The 20372-nt window shown below is 71.5% G+C and carries 21 protein-coding genes and 1 riboswitch; of the genes, 10 read left to right on the forward strand and 11 right to left on the reverse strand.

All coding sequences use genetic code 11. The annotated features are described in order from the left end of the window. Window positions 1-12: 12 nt before the first annotated feature. The 3 genes from ABT009_RS21190 to ABT009_RS21200 all read right to left on the reverse strand — a co-directional run bounded on the left by ABT009_RS21190 (window position 13) and on the right by ABT009_RS21200 (window position 2229). Window positions 13-417, reverse strand: a complete 405-nt coding sequence (locus ABT009_RS21190; protein WP_351296820.1) for an SCO2097 family morphological protein — start codon at window positions 415-417, stop codon at window positions 13-15. Window positions 418-694: 277 nt separating this feature from the next. Further along, on the reverse strand, window positions 695-1465 hold the full coding sequence (locus ABT009_RS21195; RefSeq protein WP_351296823.1) for a methyltransferase: 771 nt from the start codon (window positions 1463-1465) through the stop codon (window positions 695-697). A 221-nt stretch (window positions 1466-1686) separates the two neighbouring features. Continuing rightward, complete coding sequence (locus ABT009_RS21200) at window positions 1687-2229, reverse strand: SAV_6107 family HEPN domain-containing protein (RefSeq protein ID WP_351296826.1); 543 nt, start codon at window positions 2227-2229, stop codon at window positions 1687-1689. A 162-nt stretch (window positions 2230-2391) separates the two neighbouring features. Here ABT009_RS21200 and ABT009_RS21205 point away from each other — a divergent pair, with 162 nt between their 5' ends. The 4 genes from ABT009_RS21205 to ABT009_RS21220 all read left to right on the forward strand — a co-directional run bounded on the left by ABT009_RS21205 (window position 2392) and on the right by ABT009_RS21220 (window position 7987). Continuing rightward, complete coding sequence (locus ABT009_RS21205; protein ID WP_351296829.1) at window positions 2392-3234, forward strand: ATP-binding cassette domain-containing protein; 843 nt, start codon at window positions 2392-2394, stop codon at window positions 3232-3234. Further along, window positions 3206-5314, forward strand: a complete 2109-nt coding sequence (locus tag ABT009_RS21210; RefSeq protein WP_351296832.1) for a YhgE/Pip family protein — start codon at window positions 3206-3208, stop codon at window positions 5312-5314. The genes ABT009_RS21205 and ABT009_RS21210 overlap by 29 nt, the downstream gene beginning before the upstream one ends. A gap of 11 nt (window positions 5315-5325) precedes the next feature. Beyond that, on the forward strand, window positions 5326-6009 hold the full coding sequence (locus ABT009_RS21215) for a TetR/AcrR family transcriptional regulator (RefSeq protein ID WP_351296834.1): 684 nt from the start codon (window positions 5326-5328) through the stop codon (window positions 6007-6009). 478 nt (window positions 6010-6487) lie between these two features. After that, entirely contained in the window at window positions 6488-7987 is a 1500-nt protein-coding gene (locus ABT009_RS21220; protein WP_351296837.1) for a phytoene desaturase family protein, read from the forward strand. A 46-nt stretch (window positions 7988-8033) separates the two neighbouring features. Here ABT009_RS21220 and ABT009_RS21225 read toward each other — a convergent pair whose 3' ends face one another. From ABT009_RS21225 to ABT009_RS21250, 6 genes are all read right to left on the reverse strand, one after another. Then, on the reverse strand, window positions 8034-8963 hold the full coding sequence (locus tag ABT009_RS21225) for an SCO2102 family sporulation regulator (protein ID WP_351296840.1): 930 nt from the start codon (window positions 8961-8963) through the stop codon (window positions 8034-8036). 46 nt (window positions 8964-9009) lie between these two features. Next, entirely contained in the window at window positions 9010-9930 is a 921-nt protein-coding gene (metF, locus tag ABT009_RS21230; RefSeq protein WP_351296843.1) for a methylenetetrahydrofolate reductase [NAD(P)H], read from the reverse strand. A 98-nt stretch (window positions 9931-10028) separates the two neighbouring features. Then, complete coding sequence (gene thiE, locus ABT009_RS21235) at window positions 10029-10706, reverse strand: thiamine phosphate synthase (protein ID WP_351296846.1); 678 nt, start codon at window positions 10704-10706, stop codon at window positions 10029-10031. A 120-nt stretch (window positions 10707-10826) separates the two neighbouring features. Continuing rightward, window positions 10827-11192, reverse strand: coding sequence for an Rv2175c family DNA-binding protein (locus ABT009_RS21240; protein WP_067272589.1), 366 nt, complete (start codon window positions 11190-11192; stop codon window positions 10827-10829). A gap of 264 nt (window positions 11193-11456) precedes the next feature. Then, the gene (locus tag ABT009_RS21245; protein ID WP_351297075.1) at window positions 11457-12620 is read right to left on the reverse strand and encodes an NAD(P)/FAD-dependent oxidoreductase; all 1164 of its coding nucleotides are present in this window, start codon (window positions 12618-12620) and stop codon (window positions 11457-11459) included. 131 nt (window positions 12621-12751) lie between these two features. Next, entirely contained in the window at window positions 12752-13129 is a 378-nt protein-coding gene (locus tag ABT009_RS21250; RefSeq protein WP_351296850.1) for an avidin-fold protein, read from the reverse strand. A gap of 47 nt (window positions 13130-13176) precedes the next feature. Then, window positions 13177-13289: riboswitch (TPP riboswitch) on the forward strand. Here ABT009_RS21250 and thiO point away from each other — a divergent pair. The 5 genes from thiO to ABT009_RS21275 all read left to right on the forward strand — a co-directional run bounded on the left by thiO (window position 13287) and on the right by ABT009_RS21275 (window position 18634). Continuing rightward, on the forward strand, window positions 13287-14585 hold the full coding sequence (gene thiO, locus ABT009_RS21255; RefSeq protein ID WP_351296853.1) for a glycine oxidase ThiO: 1299 nt from the start codon (window positions 13287-13289) through the stop codon (window positions 14583-14585). It overlaps the preceding riboswitch by 3 nt. Then, the gene (thiS, locus tag ABT009_RS21260) at window positions 14582-14806 is read left to right on the forward strand and encodes a sulfur carrier protein ThiS (RefSeq protein WP_351296856.1); all 225 of its coding nucleotides are present in this window, start codon (window positions 14582-14584) and stop codon (window positions 14804-14806) included. The genes thiO and thiS overlap by 4 nt, the downstream gene beginning before the upstream one ends. Before the next feature lie 8 nt (window positions 14807-14814). Beyond that, on the forward strand, window positions 14815-15609 hold the full coding sequence (locus tag ABT009_RS21265) for a thiazole synthase (protein ID WP_351296859.1): 795 nt from the start codon (window positions 14815-14817) through the stop codon (window positions 15607-15609). 117 nt (window positions 15610-15726) lie between these two features. Then, complete coding sequence (gene pknB / locus ABT009_RS21270; protein ID WP_351296862.1) at window positions 15727-17670, forward strand: Stk1 family PASTA domain-containing Ser/Thr kinase; 1944 nt, start codon at window positions 15727-15729, stop codon at window positions 17668-17670. 94 nt (window positions 17671-17764) lie between these two features. Then, window positions 17765-18634 (forward strand): deoxyribonuclease IV, encoded by an 870-nt coding sequence (locus tag ABT009_RS21275; RefSeq protein ID WP_351296865.1) that lies wholly within the window; start codon window positions 17765-17767, stop codon window positions 18632-18634. A gap of 22 nt (window positions 18635-18656) precedes the next feature. Here the strand turns inward: ABT009_RS21275 and ABT009_RS21280 are convergent, their stop codons facing one another. Next, window positions 18657-19289 (reverse strand): sulfite oxidase-like oxidoreductase, encoded by a 633-nt coding sequence (locus ABT009_RS21280; RefSeq protein WP_351296868.1) that lies wholly within the window; start codon window positions 19287-19289, stop codon window positions 18657-18659. Window positions 19290-19444: 155 nt separating this feature from the next. On the opposite strand from ABT009_RS21280, the gene bfr reads away from it, so the two are divergent. Continuing rightward, window positions 19445-19924, forward strand: a complete 480-nt coding sequence (bfr, locus tag ABT009_RS21285) for a bacterioferritin (RefSeq protein ID WP_351296871.1) — start codon at window positions 19445-19447, stop codon at window positions 19922-19924. Window positions 19925-20035: 111 nt separating this feature from the next. Here the strand turns inward: bfr and ABT009_RS21290 are convergent, their stop codons facing one another. Continuing rightward, entirely contained in the window at window positions 20036-20305 is a 270-nt protein-coding gene (locus ABT009_RS21290; protein ID WP_351297078.1) for a (2Fe-2S)-binding protein, read from the reverse strand. Between the last annotated feature and the right edge of the window lie 67 nt (window positions 20306-20372).

Here is a 20372-nt window from a genome sequence, read left to right on the forward strand (position 1 = left end):
CGGCGGTGGAGTTCAGTGGCCCTGTTCGTCGCGGCGGCGCTGCCAGCGCTCTTCGATGCGGTCCATCATGGACCGCCTCTGCCTGCCCTGACGGCGCGTCGGGCCGGTTCCGCCCGGCGCTCCGGGGGCGGCCTGCTCACCCGGCTTCGGCGCCTTGCGCCAGCCGGTGACAGCAAGCACTGCGCAGCCCAGCATGACGAGGAACCCCACCACGCTGATCCAGATCTGCTGTGCGACCATACCGGCCATGAGGAGCGCGATACCCACCAGGAAGCCCGCGACCGCCTGATAGACCCGTCGCCGGGTGTATGTACGCAGCCCGCTTCCCTCAAGCGCTGTCGCGAACTTGGGATCTTCGGCGTACAGCGCTCGCTCCATTTGCTCGAGCATTCGCTGCTCGTGCTCCGAGAGCGGCACGGAGTCCTCCTCATCGTGCAGTCGCCGGGGCGACCGGGGGGTCCCCTTCAGGATAGGCAGGGAATCGCCCCCGTGAAACCCGCCCCTCTACGCCAATTCGCCATCCTGGACCGCCATGGCGCGTCGGCTCACTGAAGCGTGCATTCCCCAGCGGCCGACTGCTCATGCCGGAACCGTCTCCCTCGATCATACGGCCCGAGACGCCCGATCGGGGGGCCTGTGGCGTACTCCATGTGCGGCTGCGCTGCTGATCAGCGGCGCGTGGGCCGCAGAGGGCTCAGGTCTCGTCGCGCTCCTGCTTCTCACCGAGCACATGGAGCTGGGTTGCGACGGAGTGGAACGAGGGCAGCTCGGCAGCGGCCGCCTCGAGCTTGAGCAGTGCCTCGAGGGCACCCGGCTCGGTGTCGACCAGGACGCCCGGCACCAGGTCGGCGAAGACCCGCACACCGTGCACCGCGCCGACGTGCACGCCTGCGTCCGCCACGAGTTCGGTGAGCTGCTCGGCGGTGAACCGGCGGGGCACGGGGTCGCCTTCGCCCCAGCGTCCGGCCGGGTCGGTGAGCGCGCGCCGGGCCTCCGTGAAGTGGCCGGCCAGCGCCCGGGCGAGCACCGCGCCGCCGAGGCCCGCGGCGAGCAGGCTCAGCACACCGGAGGGGCGCAGCGCCTCGACGGCGTTGCGTACCCCCTCGGCCGGGTCGTCCACGTACTCCAGGACGCCGTGGCACAGCACCACGTCGTAGCCACCGCGCTCGGCGACGTCGAACAGGCCGTGGGCGTCGCCCTGCACGCCCTGCACGCGGTCTGCGACGCCGGCCTCGGCTGTCCGGCGCTCCAGCGCGAACAGCGCGTTCGGGCTGGGGTCGACGACCGTGACGCGGTGACCGAGGCGGGCCACGGGCACCGCGAAGTTGCCGCTGCCGCCCCCGGTGTCGAGGACGTCCAGCGACTCCCGCCCCGTGGCTTTCACCCGGGCCTCGAGGGCGTCCTTCAGGACCTCCCAGACCACGGCGGTACGGAGAGAGGCGCGGGGGCGCATCGGGTCCGACACGGCAGTTGACTCCTCGGCGCGGCACCGCCTCGTGTGCGGCGGAGCGATGGGCGTGCCTTCCCTGCCCGGTCGGGCGCGGGAAGGGTGCAGGCGCCTCCACCTTATTGCCTTCCGCGCGGTGCCCCGTCATCTGTCCGGCGGCGCCCGCGTCATCCGTATCGGCTGCCGGCTCATCCGTACCGGCAGCCCGTCCCCGCACGCCAGGGATGCATCCGGGGACCTCAGCCCGCGTCCGGGACCTCGCCGCCCGCGCCGTCCGGCCTGGGCTGCGGCAGTACGGGCTGCAGCACCAGCATCCGCTCGACCAGGCGCAGGAACATCGCCACGTCGCGCAGCAGGTCGTCGGCGTCACGGCGGCTGGCCGCGCCCCGTATGCCCGCTTCGGCGCGGGCCCTGCGCTCGGCTCCCGAGGCGAACAAGGCGCTCCACTCGGTGAGTTCGGGCGCGATTTCGGGGAGCACTTCCCAGGCGCTCCGGATCCTGGCGCGGCGTCGCACCGTCGGCTCCGGACGGCCGCGCACGGCGAGCACGGCGGCCGCGGTGCGCAGGGCCGCGAGGTGGGCGGTCGCGTAGCGCTCGTTCGGGGTCTCCAGCAGGGCCGCCTCGTCGAGTCCCGCGCGGGCCTGGGCAAGCAGGTCGAGCGCGGCGGGCGGGGCCGTGGCCCGGCGCAGCACGGGGTGCACATCGCTCGCCGGGCCTGTCAGTGAGGGGGCAGGGCCGGAGGCGCGGCGCCGGCCTGCGGCGGCTGCGGACGAACTGGCCATGACGAACCTCCTGTCGTCTGTGTGACGGCACAGCGGCCGTATGTGCTCATCGTGAAGCACGCCACTGACAATCGGCTCTGACCTGGGACTTTGCTTCGAAGACGGGTTCGAGCTAGTTTTTGCACTGACCAGTCAGTTCAAAATAGTCCGAGGGGGAGCTCGATGGGGGAAACGGTGGACGGTCCGCACGGGGTGAGGGTCGTCGGTCCGCACGGAGTGACCGTCAGCGCCCAGGGGCTCGGTCTCCGCGGGCCGCGCGGCTGGGCGTTCCGGGGCATCGACATCGACGCGGAGCCCGGAGCGCTGATCGCGATCGCGGGCCCGTCCGGCTCCGGCCGCAGCAGCCTGCTGCTCACGCTCACCGGACGCATGAAGCCGACCGAGGGGCAGGCGTCCGTCGGACGGTTCCCGCTGCCGAAGCACATGGCGGCGGTGCGGCGCATCAGTGCGCTCGGCCCCGTCCCCGGGGTCACCGATCTCGACCCTTCCCTGACCGTCGCGGAACACCTGCGCGAACGAGCCCTGCTGCAGCGGCGCTACGACGGATCGCTGCAGACACTGGTGCGAGCCCTGCTGCGACCGCGCGGGGAGCGGGCGGCCGAGGCGCGGCTGCGGATCGAGGCGGCACTCTCTGCCGCCGGTCTCGACATGTCGACTCTGCCCAAGGGGCCGCGTACGGCCGTACGGGATCTGGAGCGGCTGGAGGCGCTGCGGCTGTCCGTGGCGCTTGCGCTGATCGGCCGGCCGGGCGTGCTGGGCGTCGACGACACGGACCTGAAGCTCTCGGACACGGAACGCGCCGAGGCCTGGGCGCTGCTGCGGTCGATCGCCGAGGCGGGGACCACGGTGGTGGCGGTGTGCAGCGAGGCCCCCGAGGACGTGCTGACCGTGTCCACGGCACCCCACACAGAGGACCCCGGCACGGACGAGGACGAGAACACGGCCAAGACGGACGAGGACGAGAAGGAGACGGCGGATGCGCTCGCCGAAGCTGGCCGCGCTTGAGCTGAGGCGCTTCCGCAGGGGGAGGCTCCCGCGCGCGGCACTCGCGTCGCTGCTCCTGCTCCCCCTGCTGTACGGCGCGCTGTATCTGTGGTCGTTCTGGGACCCGTACGGCCGGCTGGACCGGATACCCGTGGCGCTCGTCAACGAGGACAAAGGGGCGACCGTCTCCGGCACGAAGGTCGCGGCGGGCGACGAGATCGCCGGGAAACTACTGGACAGCAAGGTCTTCCAGTGGGACGAGGTGACTGCCACCGAGGCGCGCGAGGGTGTCGAGGACGGGACGTACTACCTGTCGCTGACGATGCCGTCCGACTTCAGCCGGCGCATCGCCTCCAGCGCCGACACCGACTCCGGCTCCCGTTCCGGTACCGGCCCTGAGACCGGCGCGCTGCAGGTGCGCACGAACGACGCGAACAACTACATCGTCGGGCAGATCTCCCGGACGGTCTTCTCCGAGGTGCGCTCGGCGGCCTCCACCAGCGCCTCGCGGACGTTTCTCGACGGGATCTTCATCTCGTTCTCGGACATCCATGACGCGACCGAGAAGGCCGCCGAGGGAGCCGACGACCTGGAAAGCGGCATCGGCAAGGCCAAGAAGGGTGCGAAGGATCTCGCGGACGGGCTGAAGGACGCCAAGGACGGCAGCTCCAGGCTGGCCAAGGGCATCAAGAAGCTCGACAAGGGCGCGGGCGATCTCGAGGACGGCTCGAAGCAGGTCGCTGCGGGTACCCGGAGGCTCGCCGACAAGGTCGACACGGCCGCGGACCAGGTCCGCCCGTTCCTCAAGGCCAACGGAATGACCATCGCGGACACCGCCCGGATCGTCGCGGACTCGGCGGGCGTGGTCCGCGGTCACCTCGACACGTTCGTCAAGACCGCGCCGCTCGCGGAGCAGGGCACCCGTCAGGCGTCCGCGACCCTGAACGCCGTCTACGAGAGGCGCTGCGAGAAGGCGCTGGTCGCCGACCCGGCCTGCGGGGACCTCAAGAAGGCGAACGACGCGGCCGCCGACGCCGCGAAGCTCGCCAAGGACGTCAACACGGTGGTGCAGGGCTACGACGGCGACGTCGCCGCCCTCGACAAGGACCTCGCGACGCTGCAGAAGCAGGCGGACGCCCTCGCCAAGGCCGCACCGCACCTCAGCGAGGACCTCGACACGGCTGTGTCCAAGATCAACCAGCTCAACCGAGGGGCCGCCCGGGTCGCCAAGGGCGCCGCGGCGCTGCACTCCGGTCTGACCACCGCGAAGTCCGGCTCCGCCGATCTCGACACGGGCGTAGGCGAGCTGAAGACGGGCGCGAGCGACCTCGACGGCGGCCTGTTCAAGCTGGCCGACGGCTCCGGGGAACTCGCCGGCGGCCTCCACGACGGCGCCGACCAGATCCCCGACTACGACAAGAAGGACCGCGCCCAGCGCACCGCGGTCATGGCCGACCCGGTCCAGCTCGCCTCCCAGTCGCTCCACAAGGCGCCCAACTACGGCACGGGCTTCGCCCCGTACTTCATCCCGCTGTCCCTCTGGGTCGGCGCGATGGTGGCGTACATGCTGATCCAGCCCCTCAACCGGCGCGCGCTCGCCGCGGGCGCCTCCGCGTGGCGCATCACGCTGGCGGGCTGGCTGCCGGTGGCCGCGCTGGGGGTCCTGCAGACGGCCGCCCTGATGTCGGTCCTGCACTGGGGGCTGGGTCTGGAGATGGTACGGGCGGCCGCGACCGTCGGCTTCCTGTGCCTGGTGACGGCGTGCTTCGCGGCGATCGTGCAGTGGCTCAACGCCCGCTTCGGGCCGGCCGGGCGCATCCTCGTACTGGCGTTCCTGATGCTGCAGCTGACGTCGGCGGGCGGCACGTACCCCGTACAGACCAGCCCGCACTTCTTCAACGCGATCCACCCCTTCCTGCCCATGAGCTACGTCGTCGAGGCGCTCAGAAGACTCATCACGGGTGGCGGCCTCGGCCCCGTCTGGGAGGCCTGCGCCGTGCTCGCCGCCTTCACGGCGGGCGCCCTCGCGCTCACCGCGGTCGCCGCGCGACGCAAGCAGGTCTGGACGCTGGACCGGCTGCACCCGGAGCTGAGCCTGTGAGAATCAAGGTCATGGAAAGCAGCAAGGCCATGGAGGGCGGCAGCGCGGTGGACGTCAGCAGAGCCCCGGGGGGCGGCAAGGCCGCGGACAGCAGCGGGACGCGGCGCCAGGCCACCCGGCAGAAGCTCTACGAGGCGGCCGTGGGCCTCATCGCCGAGCAGGGCTTCTCGGCCACCACCGTGGACGAGATCGCCGAGCGGGCCGGGGTCGCCAAGGGCACGGTCTACTACAACTTCGCGAGCAAGTCGGTCCTCTTCGAGGAGTTGCTGCGGCACGGCGTGGGTCTCCTCACCGCCTCCCTTCGGGAGGCGGCCGAGAAGACCGCGCAGGGCGGCGGCAACAAGGTCGACGCACTGGACGCGATGGTCCGCGCAGGGCTCGTCTTCATCGACCGTTATCCGGCCTTCACCCAGCTGTACGTCGCCGAACTGTGGCGCACCAACCGGGCCTGGCAGTCCACGCTCATGGTGCTCCGCCAGGAGGCCATCGCCGTCGTGGAACGCGTGCTGCGCGACGGCGTCGACAGCGGCGAGCTGAGCGAGGAGATCGACGTCCCGCTGACGGCGGCGGCACTGTTCGGGATGGTGCTGGTGGCGGCCCTGGACTGGAAGGCGTTCCAGCCCGAGCGCTCGCTCGACGATGTGCACGCCGCGCTGTCCCGGCTGCTGCAGGGGCGCGTGGCCGGAGGGCGCTGAACCGGGGTCAGCGCCGGCGGCCCGGCGTCGCCGGCGGCCCGGACATCGGACAGAAAAGCGCCGGTCCGGCGTGGCCTCATCCCCCCTGAGACCTCGCCGGACCGGCGCATCCCCCGTGCTTTCCCCCGTCCCCCGATCCCCCGTCTGTTCCCCCGTCGGTTTCCCTCCCCGTGCTCGCCCTGCCCTCGCAGGAGGGGCGGCCAAGGGCGCCGCACCGTTCCGCCGCCCCGTGTCGGCGGTACCGGCGCCGGCGCCCCTTTCCGTGCCCCCACTCTTCCGTCTGCGCCGGTCGCGCCCCATCCGCATACCTACTCAACTCGCCGACTAGGTACGGATACTCAGACATGTGTGCTCATCCTCAGGATGAACCGTGCCTGCTGGTGTCCATCGCGTCCGTTCCCGTACTCGCCCTCCGCGGGTCGGCGCCCTCCGCGGCCGCCGGTCGGGACTGTCGGTGGGGGCCGATAAAGTCCCTGACATGGCACGGATTGCGGTGATCGGCGCTGGGATGGGCGCCATGGCGGCGGCTGCCCGGCTGGCCGTCGCGGGCCACCGGGTGGTGGTGTACGAGCGCGCGGCGACGTACGGCGGGGCCCTGGGCCGCGTCGAGCGCGCCGGCTTCGCCTTCGACACGGGCCCGGGCCTGCTGCAGCTGCCCGCAGTGTTCCGCGATCTGTTCCTCAAGACGGGCAAGGAGCCCCTGGAGCAGTGCGTCGAGCTGTCCCAGGTCGAGCCTGCGGTGCGGCATGTCTTCGCGGACGGCACCGAGGTGTCCTTGCCGAACGCGTCACGCGCGGGTGTAGGCGAGGCGCTGGACGCCGCGCTGGGCGAGGGCGCGGGGGCCCGCTGGGCGGCGTTCATGAACCGTGCCCGGGAGGCCTGGGACCGCTCGCGCCGCCCGCTGCTCGAAGAGCCGCTGTGGCCGAACTGGCAGGTGCTGGCGGACCGCGAGCCGTATCCGGCAGCCGTGCAGCGTCGCCTGCTGCGCAGGGACCGGATGGCCACGACGCTCACCGAGGTCGCCGATCTGGAGCTGGGCGGCGAGCCGCGGCTGCGCGCACTGCTGGAGCACTACGCCCTGGCGTACGGCCTGGACCCGCGCACCGCACCTGCGAGCGCGGCCGTCCTGCCGTACATGGAGCAGACCTTCGGCGTCTCGTCCGTGCGCGGCGGCCTGAGAGCGCTGGCCGATGCGGTGTACGAGCGGTGTCTGGCCCGGCGGGTGGAGTTCCGCTTCGGCGCGGAGGTGGTCCGGGTCGTCGAGAAGGACGGCCGCGCGGCGGGCGTGGAGCTGTCGGACCGGTCGGCCGAGGACGCCGATTTCGTGGTTGCGGGCGTCGCGCCGGGTGTGCTCGACGGCCTGCTGCCAGGGCCTCCGATACGGGCGGCGGGCGAGGTCCCGCCGCAGACCGGGCTGCCGAGCCGGCTGACGGTGCTGCTCGCCCTTCGAGGCGGCCGTCCCGAGGACACTGCGTACCGGACGGTGGTGCACGCGGGTGACCGTCAGGACGAGCTCGACCGCCTCTTCGGATCGCGGCCCGGCCTCGCCGTCTCGCCGACCGTGACGGTGCTGCGCCCCGGCGACCCGGCGCTGGTGCCCGACGCGGAGCACGAGGCCGTGACGCTGACCGTCACGGTCCCGGCGCACGCGGAGGTCTCGGAGGCCGGCGTGGAGCGGATGCTGGTGGTCGCCGAGCGGGCGGTGCCCGGCCTGCGGGACCGGCTTCTGTGGCACGAAGTGCGCACCCCGGCCGACATCGCCGCGGCCACGGGCGCCGACGGCGGCTCCGTCCCGCCACCCGCACTCGCCTCGGCGGGCGGCCGCCTGCTGCACCCGTCGAACAGCACACGCATACCGGGGCTTTACGCGGTGGGCGGCTGGGCGCACCCGGGCGGCGGCCTGCCGCACGCGGGCATGTCGGGCGCGCTCGTCGCCGGACTCATCGTGGAGGGGCCGGAGTTCCGCGGTTCGCAGTGAGCCCGGGTGGCTTCGGGGCGGGGACGGCCGTCGGGAGCGCCGGAGCTCAGTAGCGGTACTGCTGGTTGTACCCGGTGTCGTAGCCGCCCTGGTCCTGCTGCGGATAGGCCTGCTCCGGCGGGAGTTCACCGCCGTACTGCTGCTGGTCGCCGTCGCGCTGCTGGGGCACCCACACTCCGCCGGGCGGCGTCTCCGTGCCGTATGCCGTAGCCGCGTACGGATCCTGGGTGTAACCGCCCTGGTACTGCTGGCCGTATGCGTCGTACTGCGGCTGGCCCCCGTACGTGCCCGTCGCGGCGTACGGGTCGGAGTACTCGGCGTACTGCTGCTGGTTTCCGTACGCGTCGTACTGCTGCTGGCCGTAGCCGTCGTAGCCGTAGCCCGCGTTCTGCTGCGCGGACGCGGCGGGCTCGTATGCCGAGTTCGGGTGGCCGTACACGCCGTACTGCCCGGTGTCGTCGGGCATCGGCTGCGGCTCGTACACGGGCGCGCCGTCGCCGCCCTGGCGGTACGTTCCGTCGCCCGGCTGCTGGTACGTTCCGTCGCCCGCGTACGCGTACGCGAAGGCGCCCTCGTCCGCCTGTGCGGGGGCCGGGGCATCGGCGTCCGTGTCCGCGTATCCGTAGCCGTGTTCAGCGTGCTCCTCGGCCTCGAGGCCGGTCACCTCGAGCGTCGGTTCCTGACGGGACGGCTCCCCCTTGCGGGACTTGCCGACGCCCGGTACGCCGCTGAGCGCCCAGCCGGTCGAGAAGCCGCGGCGGAACGAGAGCGTGACGTACGTCTGTCCGACGGCGAAGGCGGCCGCACCCACGCCGATGACGACAACCGAGGGCATCAGCACACCGAGGACGACCCCCAGGAAGCCGACGAAGGCGAGCAGCCGCCAGCGCAGCCGTGCCTTGTACTGCAGCAGCACCTCGCCGAGCAACCAGAGTGCGACGATGCCGAATGCGATGTAGAGGACCGTCCAGCCCATGTACGCCCCTCTCCCTGCGGCCGCCGCCCCGACGGGTGCGGCCGGTCTAGCCCTGTGGGTGGTGCAGGCCCAGATTCTCGTAGATTTCCAGCGTCGCCGTGGAGTTGTTGAGGGTAATGAAGTGCAGTCCTGGAACGCCCTCGCTCAACAGCCTCGCGCAGAACTCCGTTGCGAACTCGATGCCAATGGAGCGTACAGCGGCAGGATCGTCTTTTGCTGTGAGGATCCGCTCTTTCAGAGAGTCCGGGATGGCGGCGTTGCTGAGCTGGGGCAGTCGTTCGAGCTGCTTCACGCTGGTGACGGGCATGACCTCCGGGATGATCGGGGTCGTGCAGCCGGCTGCCTCGACCCGGTCCCGCAGGCGCAGATAGGACTCGGGCCGGAAGAACATCTGCGTGATCGCGTAGTCGGCGCCGGCGCGGCACTTGTCGATGAAGTGCTGCACGTCAGAGTCCTCGTCCGCCGAGCGTGGGTGCATCTCGGGGAAGGCGGCGACGCCCACGCAGAAGTCGCCGGACTCCTTGATCAGCCGCACCAGTTCGGCCGCGTAGGTCAGGCCCTGGGGGTGCGGGATCCAGTCGCCCATGGGGTCGCCGGGCGGGTCGCCGCGGACCGCGAGCATGTTCCGGATCCCGGCGTCCGCGTACTGCCCGATGATGTTGCGCAGCTCCGCGATGGAGTGACTGACCGCGGTGAGGTGGGCGACCGGGGTGAGCGTGGAGTCGGCGGCGATCTGCTCGGTCGCCTTCACGGTGCCGGCGCGCGTGGAGCCGCCCGCACCGTAGGTGACGGAGACGAAGCTGGGTGCGACGGCCTCGATCCTGCGCAGCGCGTTCCACAGGTTCCGCTCGCCCTTGGGGGTCTTCGGCGCCCAGAACTCGAACGAGTACGTGGTTTTGCCGGTGGCGAGCATGTCGCGCACGGTCCGTGCGCGATCAGTCCTGGTGGAAGCAGTTCCGAGGGCCATACCCGCAGGTTAGCCAGGCCCTGGCGGTCCCCCAACCGGAGCAGGGTAAATTGACCTTTTTGCCCGATTGTTGTCCACGTATCGGACGGACGGGAGGGTCAGGCCGCCCGCACCCGCTTCGCGAACGCCGCCGCGGCTTCCGCCGGGTCGTCGGCCTCGGTGATCGCGCGTACGACGACGACGCGGCGGGCTCCGGCTTCGAGCACCTCGTCCAGGTTGCCCAGGTCGATCCCGCCGATGGCGAACCACGGCCGGTCCGTGCCGAGCGACGCCGTGTACCGCACGAGGTCCAGGCCAGGTGCGCGCCGGCCCGGCTTGGTGGGCGTCGGCCAGCACGGGCCCGTGCAGAAGTAGTCCACGCCGTCCTGGACGGCGGCCGCCGCGGCCTCCGACTCGGCGTGCGTCGAGCGCCCGACGAGTACGCGGTCCCCGAGGATCGCGCGGGCCGCGGGGACGGGCAGGTCGCCCTGGCCCAGATGGAGCACGTCGGAGCCGATGGCGTGCGCGACGTCCGCACGGTCGTTCACAGCGAGGAGCCTCCCGTGCCGCTGGCACGCGTCGGCGAAGACGGCGAGGTGCTCCAGCTCCTCACCGGCCTCCATGCCCTTGTCGCGCAGCTGCACGATGTCGACGCCGTTCTCGAGGACGGCGTCGAGGAACTCCGGGAGGTCCCCCTGGCGCTTGCGCGCGTCGGTGCAGAGATAGACCCGGGCGTCGGCGAGCTGCGCCCGCAGGGCGGCCGCGGGGGCGGTGACTGGGCGAGAGGTGTCGTTCATGGGCGTACGTGTCCCCCGAGACGGCGGCGTGATGGCGTGGCGGCGATCAGGGTACGGGCCGCGGGCTCCCGGGCCTCGGGCGCGGTGGCACCGGGCTCGGGGCTCGGGAGCCCCCAGGGGTCAGACGGCGAGCGCCTGGGCGCGACGCTTCACCTCCGTGCCGCGGTTCTCACTCAGGGCCTGGGCGGGTGTGCCGGGCAGGCTCGGGTCGGGGGTGAACAGCCACTCCAGCATCTCTTCGTCGGTGAAGCCGTCGTCCCTCAGGAGCGTCAAGGTGCCGGTCAGGCCCTTGACGACCTTGTCGCCGTCGATGAAGGCGGCAGGCACGTGCAGTGCCCGGTTCTCACCGCGGCGCACCGCGATGAGCTGGCCCTCCTTGACCAGCTGCCGGACACGCGTCACCTCGACACCGATCCTTTCGGCGATGTCGGGGAGGGTGAGCCAGGCGGGGACGAGAGCATCGATCTTTGTGTCAATCTCGGTCACGGGACAAGCGTGCCATCCCCGACTGACACTCGGAAGCCAGACGCCTCCCTGCGGGGGGCCGTCGTGCCGGCGAGGGGTGCTTTTGACCGGGGCGTACGGTGCGCCATGCGCTGCCCGCGGACGTGGGCGCGTCGCCTGGCACGGGGCGGTCCGTACAACGCAATCGCACCGCCGTCGTGGGTTGTGCCCACCTCCCCCAAGCTCTGGGCTCCGCTCGAGCAGGGGACCCCACCGCCCTGCGGAACGCCTGCCCACAACGGGGGGTCAAGCCGTCGCGGCCTTGAGAGGCCGCGACGGGTCCGTCAGCAGTGTGGTGTTCATGCGGGTTCCCGACTCGATGAGTCTGCGGCCCTGGGCGAGGTCCCGTGGGCGGCCCACCGCGAGGAGGGCGACGAGGCGCTCGTCGCGGAGCCAGCACACCGTCCAGGCGGGCCCGGAGGGGTCGCCGCGCCACACCATCGCGTCCGCGGCGGCATGGTGGCCCGCGTACTGCACGAAACGGCCGAACTGCTCCGACCAGAAGTAGGGCACGGGGTCGTACGTCTCGGGGGTCTCCCCGATGATGTTGGCTGCCACCGTGCGCGGCCCCTGGAGGGCGTTGTCCCAGTGGTGGACCATGAGGCGCTCTCCGTACCTTCCCGAAGGGAAGGAGGAGCAGTCGCCGACCGCGTACACGTCGGCGGCCGAGGTCCGCAGACGGTCGTCCGTCACGATCTCCCGGTGGCTGCCGAGCTCGATCCCGGATCCCTCGAGCCACCGCGTGGCGGGCCGCGCGCCGATGCCGACGACGACGGCGCCGGCGGGCAGCCGGCTGCCGTCCGCAAGGACGACCGCTCCGGGTTCGATGTGCTCCACGCGCGCGTGGGTGCGCAGTTCCACGCCGGCGTCGGCATACCACGCCGTCATCGGCGCCGCGACCTCGGCGGGCAGCGCCCCCGCGAGCGGCCGGTCGGCGGCCTCGACCACGGTCACCGCGCAGCCCGCCTCGCGTGCGGCCGTGGCGAACTCCGCACCGATCCAGCCCGCACCGACGACGACGATGTCGTGCTGTTCGGCCAGTACGGGCCGCAGCCGCTCGGCGTCGTCCAGGGTGCGCAGCAGATGGACGCCAGGGACGCCCTCCGCGCCGGGCAGCTGGATCGGTTCTGCGCCGGTGGCCACGACCAGCACGTCGTACGGGACGGGCCCCTGCCGCGTGTCCAGTTCGTGCTCGGCCGGCCGCAGCCCGGTGACCTCGCGGCCCAGGTGCAGTTCGAGGCCGAGCGCCTCGAAGTCCACGTCGAAGGCGGATCCCTCTGCCGTCCCCAGCAGCACGGCCTTGGACAGCGGCGGCCGGTCGTACGGCTGGTGCGGCTCCGCGCCGATCAGCGTGATCTCGCCGCCGAATCCCTGCTCGCGGAGTGCGACGGCGGTCTGCACGCCGGCCATGCCCGCGCCGGCGATGACGACGTGGCGCTGCGCCTGCGCGGAGCGCCCGGCCGGGGCGTCCTGTGCTGTCCGGCTGCCCGCCGGGGTCTGCTCGTTCACCCGATCACCATAATCAACTGACGTTCTGTCAGTCAGCGGGCCTGCAGGGCGGCTTCCTCGGCCGGTATCTGCTCCACGACGCTGGTCCCGCTGCCGTCCTGCGACTCCCACTCCCAGGTCTCCTCCAGCCGCACCCTGCCGTCCGCCAGCTCGACGACGGCCGACACGCAGTGGCCCGAGGAGGTAGTGCCGTCCCGCTTCAGCTGCACGTACCGGAAGTCGAGGCGCTCGCCTTCACGCGTACCCACCAGATGGCCGCGCACGACATCGCCGCCCGCGTACTCCGCCCAGATCTCACCGTCCTTCTCGTGGTACGTGAACCGGGTCCGCGTACCGACCTGACCTGGGGCCTGGTCGGCGACCGGGGCGAGGACGAGACCGTCGAGGGACCGTACGGACGGGCGTGCCATGAGCGGAGGCTCCCTTACTGAGGTGCGGAACGAAGGGCTAGGGTGGCCACCGTACTCGCGGGAGCCCGGCGCACCGGGCTGAGAGGGAGGCTGCGACGGCCTCCGACCGTCCGAACCTGATCCGGGTCATGCCGGCGAAGGGAGGGGCTCGACGCCCATGCCAGCACGCGATGTGCGCAATTCACCCGAATCATCCGATCCCGGTTCCGCGCCCGACGTCCTTGTGGTCGGCGGCGGCATCATCGGGCTCGTCACGGCCTGGCGGGCCGCGCAGCGCGGGCTGTCCACCGCCGTCGTGGACCCCGAGCCGGGCGGCGGGGCCGCCCAGGTGGCCGCGGGCATGCTCGCCGCCGTCACCGAGCTGCACTACGGCGAGCAGACGCTGCTCGGCCTCAACCTCGAATCCGCCCGCCGCTACCCGGACTTCGCCGCGGAGCTCACCGAGGCGACCGGACAGGACCTCGGCTACCGCCGGTCGGGCACACTCGCCGTCGCGCTGGACGCCGACGACCGCGCCCACCTGCGGGAACTGCACGCCCTGCAGCGCCGGTGCGACCTCGAGTCGGAGTGGCTCACGGGGCGCGAGTGCCGCCGCCTGGAGCCGATGCTCGCGCCGGGCGTGCGCGGAGGGCTCAGGGTCGACGGCGACCACCAGGTCGATCCACGGCGCCTCGCCAAGGCCCTCGTGACGGCCTGCGAGCGGGCCGGGGTGATTTTCCACCGGCTCTGGGCGGAGCGGCTGACGGTGGTACGCGACCGGGCCACCGGAGTCGTCCTCGACGACGGCACCCGGATCGCCGCCGGTCAGGTGGTCCTCGCCGGGGGAAGCCTCAGCGGCAGGCTTGGTGGGGTCCCCGACGACGTCCTGCCGCCCGTGCGGCCGGTGAAGGGGCAGGTACTGCGGCTGACCGTGCCGGGGCAGTACGGGCCCTTTCTGAGCCGCACGGTGCGCGCCGTCGTCCGCGGCAGCCAGGTCTATCTCGTACCGCGCGAGAACGGCGAGCTGGTCGTGGGCGCGACCAGCGAGGAGCTCGGCTGGGACACGACGGTGACCGCGGGCGGCGTGTACGAGCTACTGCGCGACGCCCACGAGCTGATGCCCGGCATCACCGAGCTGCCGCTCACCGAGACCCGCGCCGGACTCCGGCCCGGCTCCCCCGACAATGCGCCGCTGCTCGGTCCGACGGACCTGCCCGGGCTGCTGCTGGCCACCGGCCACCACCGCAACGGCGTGCTGCTCACACCGGTGACCGGCGATGTGCTGGCGCACGCCCTGACGACCGGCGAACTGCCCGAAGAGGCACGCCCCTTCACACCCACCCGCTTCGGCCCGGCGCTCGCTGCCCGCACGGCCCTCACGGAGAGCACCGCACGCACGGACTTCACGGGGAGCACCGCACGCACGGACTTCACGGGGAGCACCGCACGCACCGACTTCACGGAGCAGCCCGCATGAACGGCCCGGTCACCACGCCGATCCGCATCTCCGTCAACGGTGAGCCGCGGGAGGTCCCCGCGGGCACCCCACTCGGCACGCTCGTCGCGACGCTCACCACCGCGCCGTCCGGCGTCGCCGCCGCCCTCAACGAAACCGTCGTCCCGCGCGCGGAGTGGCTCACGACCGCGCTCGCCGAGGGGGACCGCATCGAGGTCCTCACCGCAGTCCAGGGAGGTTGATCAGACTCATGGCAGACGATCCCTTCGTCATCGGCGGCCTGACCCTCTCATCGCGCCTGATCATGGGCACCGGCGGCGCGCCCAGCCTCGACGTGCTGGAGCGGGCCCTCGTCGCGTCCGGTACGGAGCTGACGACGGTCGCCATGCGCCGCGTCGACCCGGGCGTGCACGGCTCGGTGCTGTCCGTCCTCGACCGGCTCGGCATCCGCGTACTGCCGAACACGGCGGGCTGCTTCACCGCAGGGGAAGCCGTGCTGACCGCCCGCCTCGCCCGCGAGGCCCTCGGCACCGACCTGGTGAAACTCGAGGTCATCGCCGACGAGCGCACGCTGCTGCCCGACCCGGTCGAGCTCCTGGACGCCGCCGAGACGCTCGTCGACGACGGCTTCACCGTCCTGCCGTACACGAACGACGACCCGGTGCTCGCGCGGAAGCTCGAGGACGTCGGCTGCGCGGCGATCATGCCGCTCGGCTCGCCCATCGGGTCCGGCCTCGGCATCCGCAATCCGCACAACTTCCAGCTGATCATGGAGCACGCGCGCGTGCCGGTGATTCTGGACGCGGGGGCGGGTACGGCGTCGGACGCGGCACTGGCGATGGAGCTGGGGTGTGCGGGTGTGATGCTTGCCTCAGCCGTCACCCGTGCGCAGGAGCCGGTGCTCATGGCCGAGGCCATGCGGCATGCCGTAGAGGCGGGGCGGCTGGCGCGGCGGGCGGGGCGGATTCCCCGGCGGCACTTCGCTGAGGCGTCCTCTCCCACCGAGGGTCTGGCCCGGCTGGACCCGGAACGGCCGGCGTTCTAGCAACAGTGGACCAACAGTGGACAGAGTCCGGCGGGAACAGTCACAGCTGTGCTGCATTCCACGCTCGGAAATCGCGCAGCGGAGAGGGTTGACAGTACCGGCTCGTACACTCGCTCCGTGGACACGACCCTTCAGGACCCCCTCGTCGGGCAGGTGCTCGACGGCCGGTACCGCATCGACGCCCGTATCGCGGTCGGCGGGATGGCCACGGTCTACCGGGCCGTGGACACCCGCCTCGACCGCGTCCTCGCACTCAAGGTGATGCACCCGGCGCTGGCCGCCGACGGGTCGTTCGTCGAGCGCTTCATCCGTGAGGCGAAGTCGGTGGCACGTCTCTCGCACCCCAATGTGGTCGGCGTCTACGACCAGGGCACGGACGGCGGCTACGTCTACCTGGCCATGGAGTACGTCGCCGGGTGCACCCTGCGTGACGTGCTGCGCGAGCGCGGCGCGCTGCAGCCCCGCGCCGCGCTGGACATCCTGGAGCCGGTGCTGGCCGCGCTGGGCGCCGCGCACCGCGCCGGGTTCGTGCACCGCGACATGAAGCCGGAGAACGTCCTGATAGGGGACGACGGGCGGGTCAAGGTCGCCGACTTCGGTCTCGTACGGGCCGTGGACACCGTGACCAGCACCACCGGAGCCGTCCTCGGCACCGTCTCGTATCTCGCGCCCGAGCAGATCGAGCACGGCACCGCGGACCCGCGCGTCGACGTGTACGCGTGCGGTGTCGTCCTCTACGAGATGCTGACCGGCGGCAAGCCGCACTCCGGCGAGTCGCCGGCCCAGGTGCTCTACCAGCACCTCAACGAGGACGTGCCGCCGCCGTCGGCGACCGTGCCGGGCCTGCCCTTCGTGCTCGACGAGCTCGTCGCGTCCGCGACCGCCCGTACGCCCGATGTGCGCCCGCACGACGCGGTGGCGCTGCTGGCCGCCCTCAGGGAGGCACGGGCGGGGCTCACCGATGAACAACTGGACGCGGTGCCGCCGGGGGCCCGCGGCGAGGGGCAGGACGCGCGGAACATCTCCGGGGACCGTACGAGCGTGATTCCCCGTGGCCTCTCCGTGGCGCGGCCGCTGCCCGTCAACGACGACGACCCTGACGGCGGCGAAGCCGTGCTCAACCGCACGAGCCGGTTCGAGAGCCCGCCTCCGGCTGATCCGCGGCGTACGCGGCGCGGACGGCGCGGCATGTTCGCGGTGATCGCCGCGGTGCTGCTGGCGCTGGGGCTCGGTGCCGGCGTCTGGTACATCAACTCCGGCCAGTTCACGAAGGTGCCGCCGCTGCTGACGAAGACCGAGGCCCAGGCCAGGGAACGGCTCGCGGACGCCGGTCTCGACGTGAACGGCGTAAAGCGCAGCTACAGCGACACCGTCACGCGCGGCACCGTCATCAGCAGCGATCCCGCGCCCGGCGCACGCATCCGCAACAACGACGGCGTGACGCTGACGATCTCGCTGGGCCCGGAGACCGTGAAGGTCCCCGATCTGCAGGGCCTCCCACTGGCGAAGGCCAAGTCCGAGCTGAAGGACGCCGGGCTCGAGCCCGGCATGGTCACCCGGGCGTTCAGCGAGGAGATCGACAGCGGCTCCGTGATCAGTACTGACCCGGATGCGGACACCGTACGCAGGGCGGGCTCGGCCGTCGCGCTGACCGTCAGCAAGGGCAGGCCCGTGGACGTGCCCGATGTCACGGGCGAGTCCGTCGAAGAGGCGACCGCCGACCTGGAGGACGAGGGACTGAAGGTGAAGATCGCCTCGGCCCGGGTCAACTCCGAGTTCGACGCGGGCACGGTCGCGAGGCAGTCACCGGCCGCGGACCGCCAGGTCGCGGAGGGCGACACGATCACGCTCACGATCTCCAAGGGCCCGGTGATGGTCGAGGTCCCCGACGTGGTGGGCGACAAGGTCGACGACGCCCGGCAGAAGCTCGAGGACGCCGGATTCCAGGTCGAGGAGGACCGCGGCCTGTTCGGGCTCTTCGGCGACACGGTGAAGAGCCAGTCGGTGGAGGGCGGCGACGAGGCCCCCAAGGGATCGACGATCACCATCAAGATCGGCTGACGGCGGCGCGCCACCGGGGGCCCATCAGGCACGTCCGCTCCCGGGGGCCCATCCGCCGCCGAGGCCCGTCCGGCCTCATGACACCCTGAAGGGTGTGACAAGCCAGCAGTCCCGCAATCCCGTCGGCAGCCATGTCCCCGTCGCCGGCGGTCTGTCCACCATCGGTCTGTCGTACGCGCGCGAGATCGGCGCCGAGACCGTCCAGGTCTTCGTCGCCAATCCGCGCGGCTGGGCGACGCCCGTCGGCAATCCGAGGCAGGACGAGGAGTTCCGCGCGGCCTGTGCCGCCGAGTCGGTTCCCGCGTATGTGCACGCCCCGTATCTGATCAACTTCGGCTCGCACACCGAGGCGACCGTCGAGCGGTCCGTGGAATCGCTGCGGCACTCGCTGCGCCGCGGCCGCGAGATCGGCGCGCTGGGCGTCGTCGTGCACACCGGCTCGGCGACCGGCGGCCGGGAGCGCCCGGTCGCGCTCAAGCAGGTACGCGAGCACATGCTGCCGCTGCTCGACGAGCTGACCCACGACGACGATCCGTACCTCCTGCTGGAGTCCACCGCGGGCCAGGGCGCCTCGCTGTGCTCACGCACCTGGGACTTCGGCCCGTACTTCGAGGCCCTCGACGCCCACCCGAAGCTCGGCATCTGTCTGGACACCTGCCACATCTTCGCGGCGGGCCACGATCTGACCGGACCGAGCGGGATGAAGCAGACCCTCGACCTCCTCGTGGACACGGTCGGCGAGGGGCGTCTCCGGCTCATCCACGCCAACGATTCCAAGGACGTGGTGGGCGCCCACAAGGACCGTCACGAGAACATCGGCAGCGGCCACATAGGCGAGGACCCGTTCCGCGAGCTGTTCAGCCATCCCGCGACCGAGGGCGTACCGCTGGTCATCGAGACACCGGGCCGCAAGGAAGGCCACGCGGCGGACGTGGCGCGCCTGAAGAAGCTCAGGGACGGCTGAGACCGGTCCGACCGCCGGCGATTCAGAGCTCGGGGCCGTCCCCGGGCTCCTCCTGGTACGAGTAGCGCTGCTCACGCCAGGGATCGCCGATGTTGTGGTAGCCGCGCTCCTCCCAGAAGCCGCGCCGGTCGGCGGTCATGTACTCGACGCCGCGGACCCACTTGGGCCCCTTCCAGGCGTACAGATGGGGCACGATGAGCCGCAGCGGAAAGCCGTGCTCGGCGGTGAGGAGCTCGCCGTCCTTGTGGGTTGCGAAGATCGTCCGGTCCGACATGAAGTCGGTCAGCCGCAGATTCGAGCTGAAGCCGTACTCGGCCCAGACCATCACATGGGTGACATTGGGCGCGGGCGGGGCGAGCTCCAGGATGGTCGCGGCCGGGACTCCGCCCCATTCCGCGCCGAGCATGCTGAACTTCGTGACGCAGTGCAGATCGGCCACGACCGTCGCGTACGGCAAGGCCGAAAACTCCTCGTGCGTCCAGCAGTGCTTGTCCCCGTCGGCGGTGGCGCCGAAGACCCGGAACTCCCAGCGCTCGGGCCGGAACTTGGGTACAGGACCGTAGTGCGTGACCGGCCAGCCCCTCTGCAGTCGCTGTCCCGGCGGCAGCTCGGACTGCACAGCTTCCCGAGATTCGCGACCCGACGGATGACCCATGCCTCCATCCTGACAGACCGGAGGGGGTGCAAATGACCGGCCCCGAACCGATACCGGACAACTACTACTAAGCGTGCACTTACTGGACGACCCACCGTCGCGGTGCAAGGATGCGCGCCATCTGCCCAGTCACGCACTTGGAAGGAGCCTCTGCGATGCAGGGCGACCCCGAGGTCATCGAATTCCTCAACGAGCAGCTGACCGGCGAGCTCACAGCGATCAACCAGTACTTCCTGCACGCGAAGATGCAGGAGAACTACGGCTGGACGAAGCTCGCGAAGTACACCCGGGCCGAGTCGTTCGACGAGATGAAGCACGCGGAGGTGCTCACCGACCGGATCATCTTTCTCGAGGGTCTGCCCAACTACCAGCGGCTCTTCCATGTGCGCGTAGGGCAGACCGTCACGGAGATGTTCCAGGCCGACCGGCAGGTCGAGGTGGAGGCGATCGACCGCCTCAAGCGCGGGATCGAGGTGATGCGCTCCAAGGGCGACATCACTTCTGCGAACATCTTCGAGTCGATCCTCGCGGACGAGGAGCACCACATCGACTATCTGGACACACAGCTGGAGCTGGTCGACAAGCTCGGCGAGGCGCTCTACATCGCGCAGGTCATCGAGCAGCCGGAGAGCTAGGCCGGGGCCAGCGGTCAAGCCGGGGACCGGGCGGTCAAGCTGCAGAAAGGCTTCTGCGGCGCCCTGTCACTACGGGCGGACGGGGAGGTCGAACGGCCGAGCCGACGGGCTCTACGCCGCGTCCTCGAGTTCCTCGAGCGGCTGGTCGAGCACCGGCTCCGCGGTCAGCGCGGCGGCGGCCATGCCCTGGTCCACCAGCTCGCGACGCGGGCACGCGCCCCGGCCGAGCAGTGCCTGGATCCGGCGTACGCACGAACCGCAGTCCGTGCCCGCCTTGCAGGCCGACGCTATCTGGCGGGGGGTGCAGGCACCGTCCTCCGCGTGCTTCTTCACCTGCGCCTCGGTCACACCGAAGCAGTTGCAGACGTACACGCGGTTCACCTCCCCGGTGATCTCGGGATCGCTTGGCAGTGCCACCCCGATTCCGTCGGTGAGGCTAACCTAACCT

Source organism: Streptomyces sp. NPDC002896, assembly GCF_040295225.1.
Classification (GTDB): domain Bacteria; phylum Actinomycetota; class Actinomycetes; order Streptomycetales; family Streptomycetaceae; genus Streptomyces.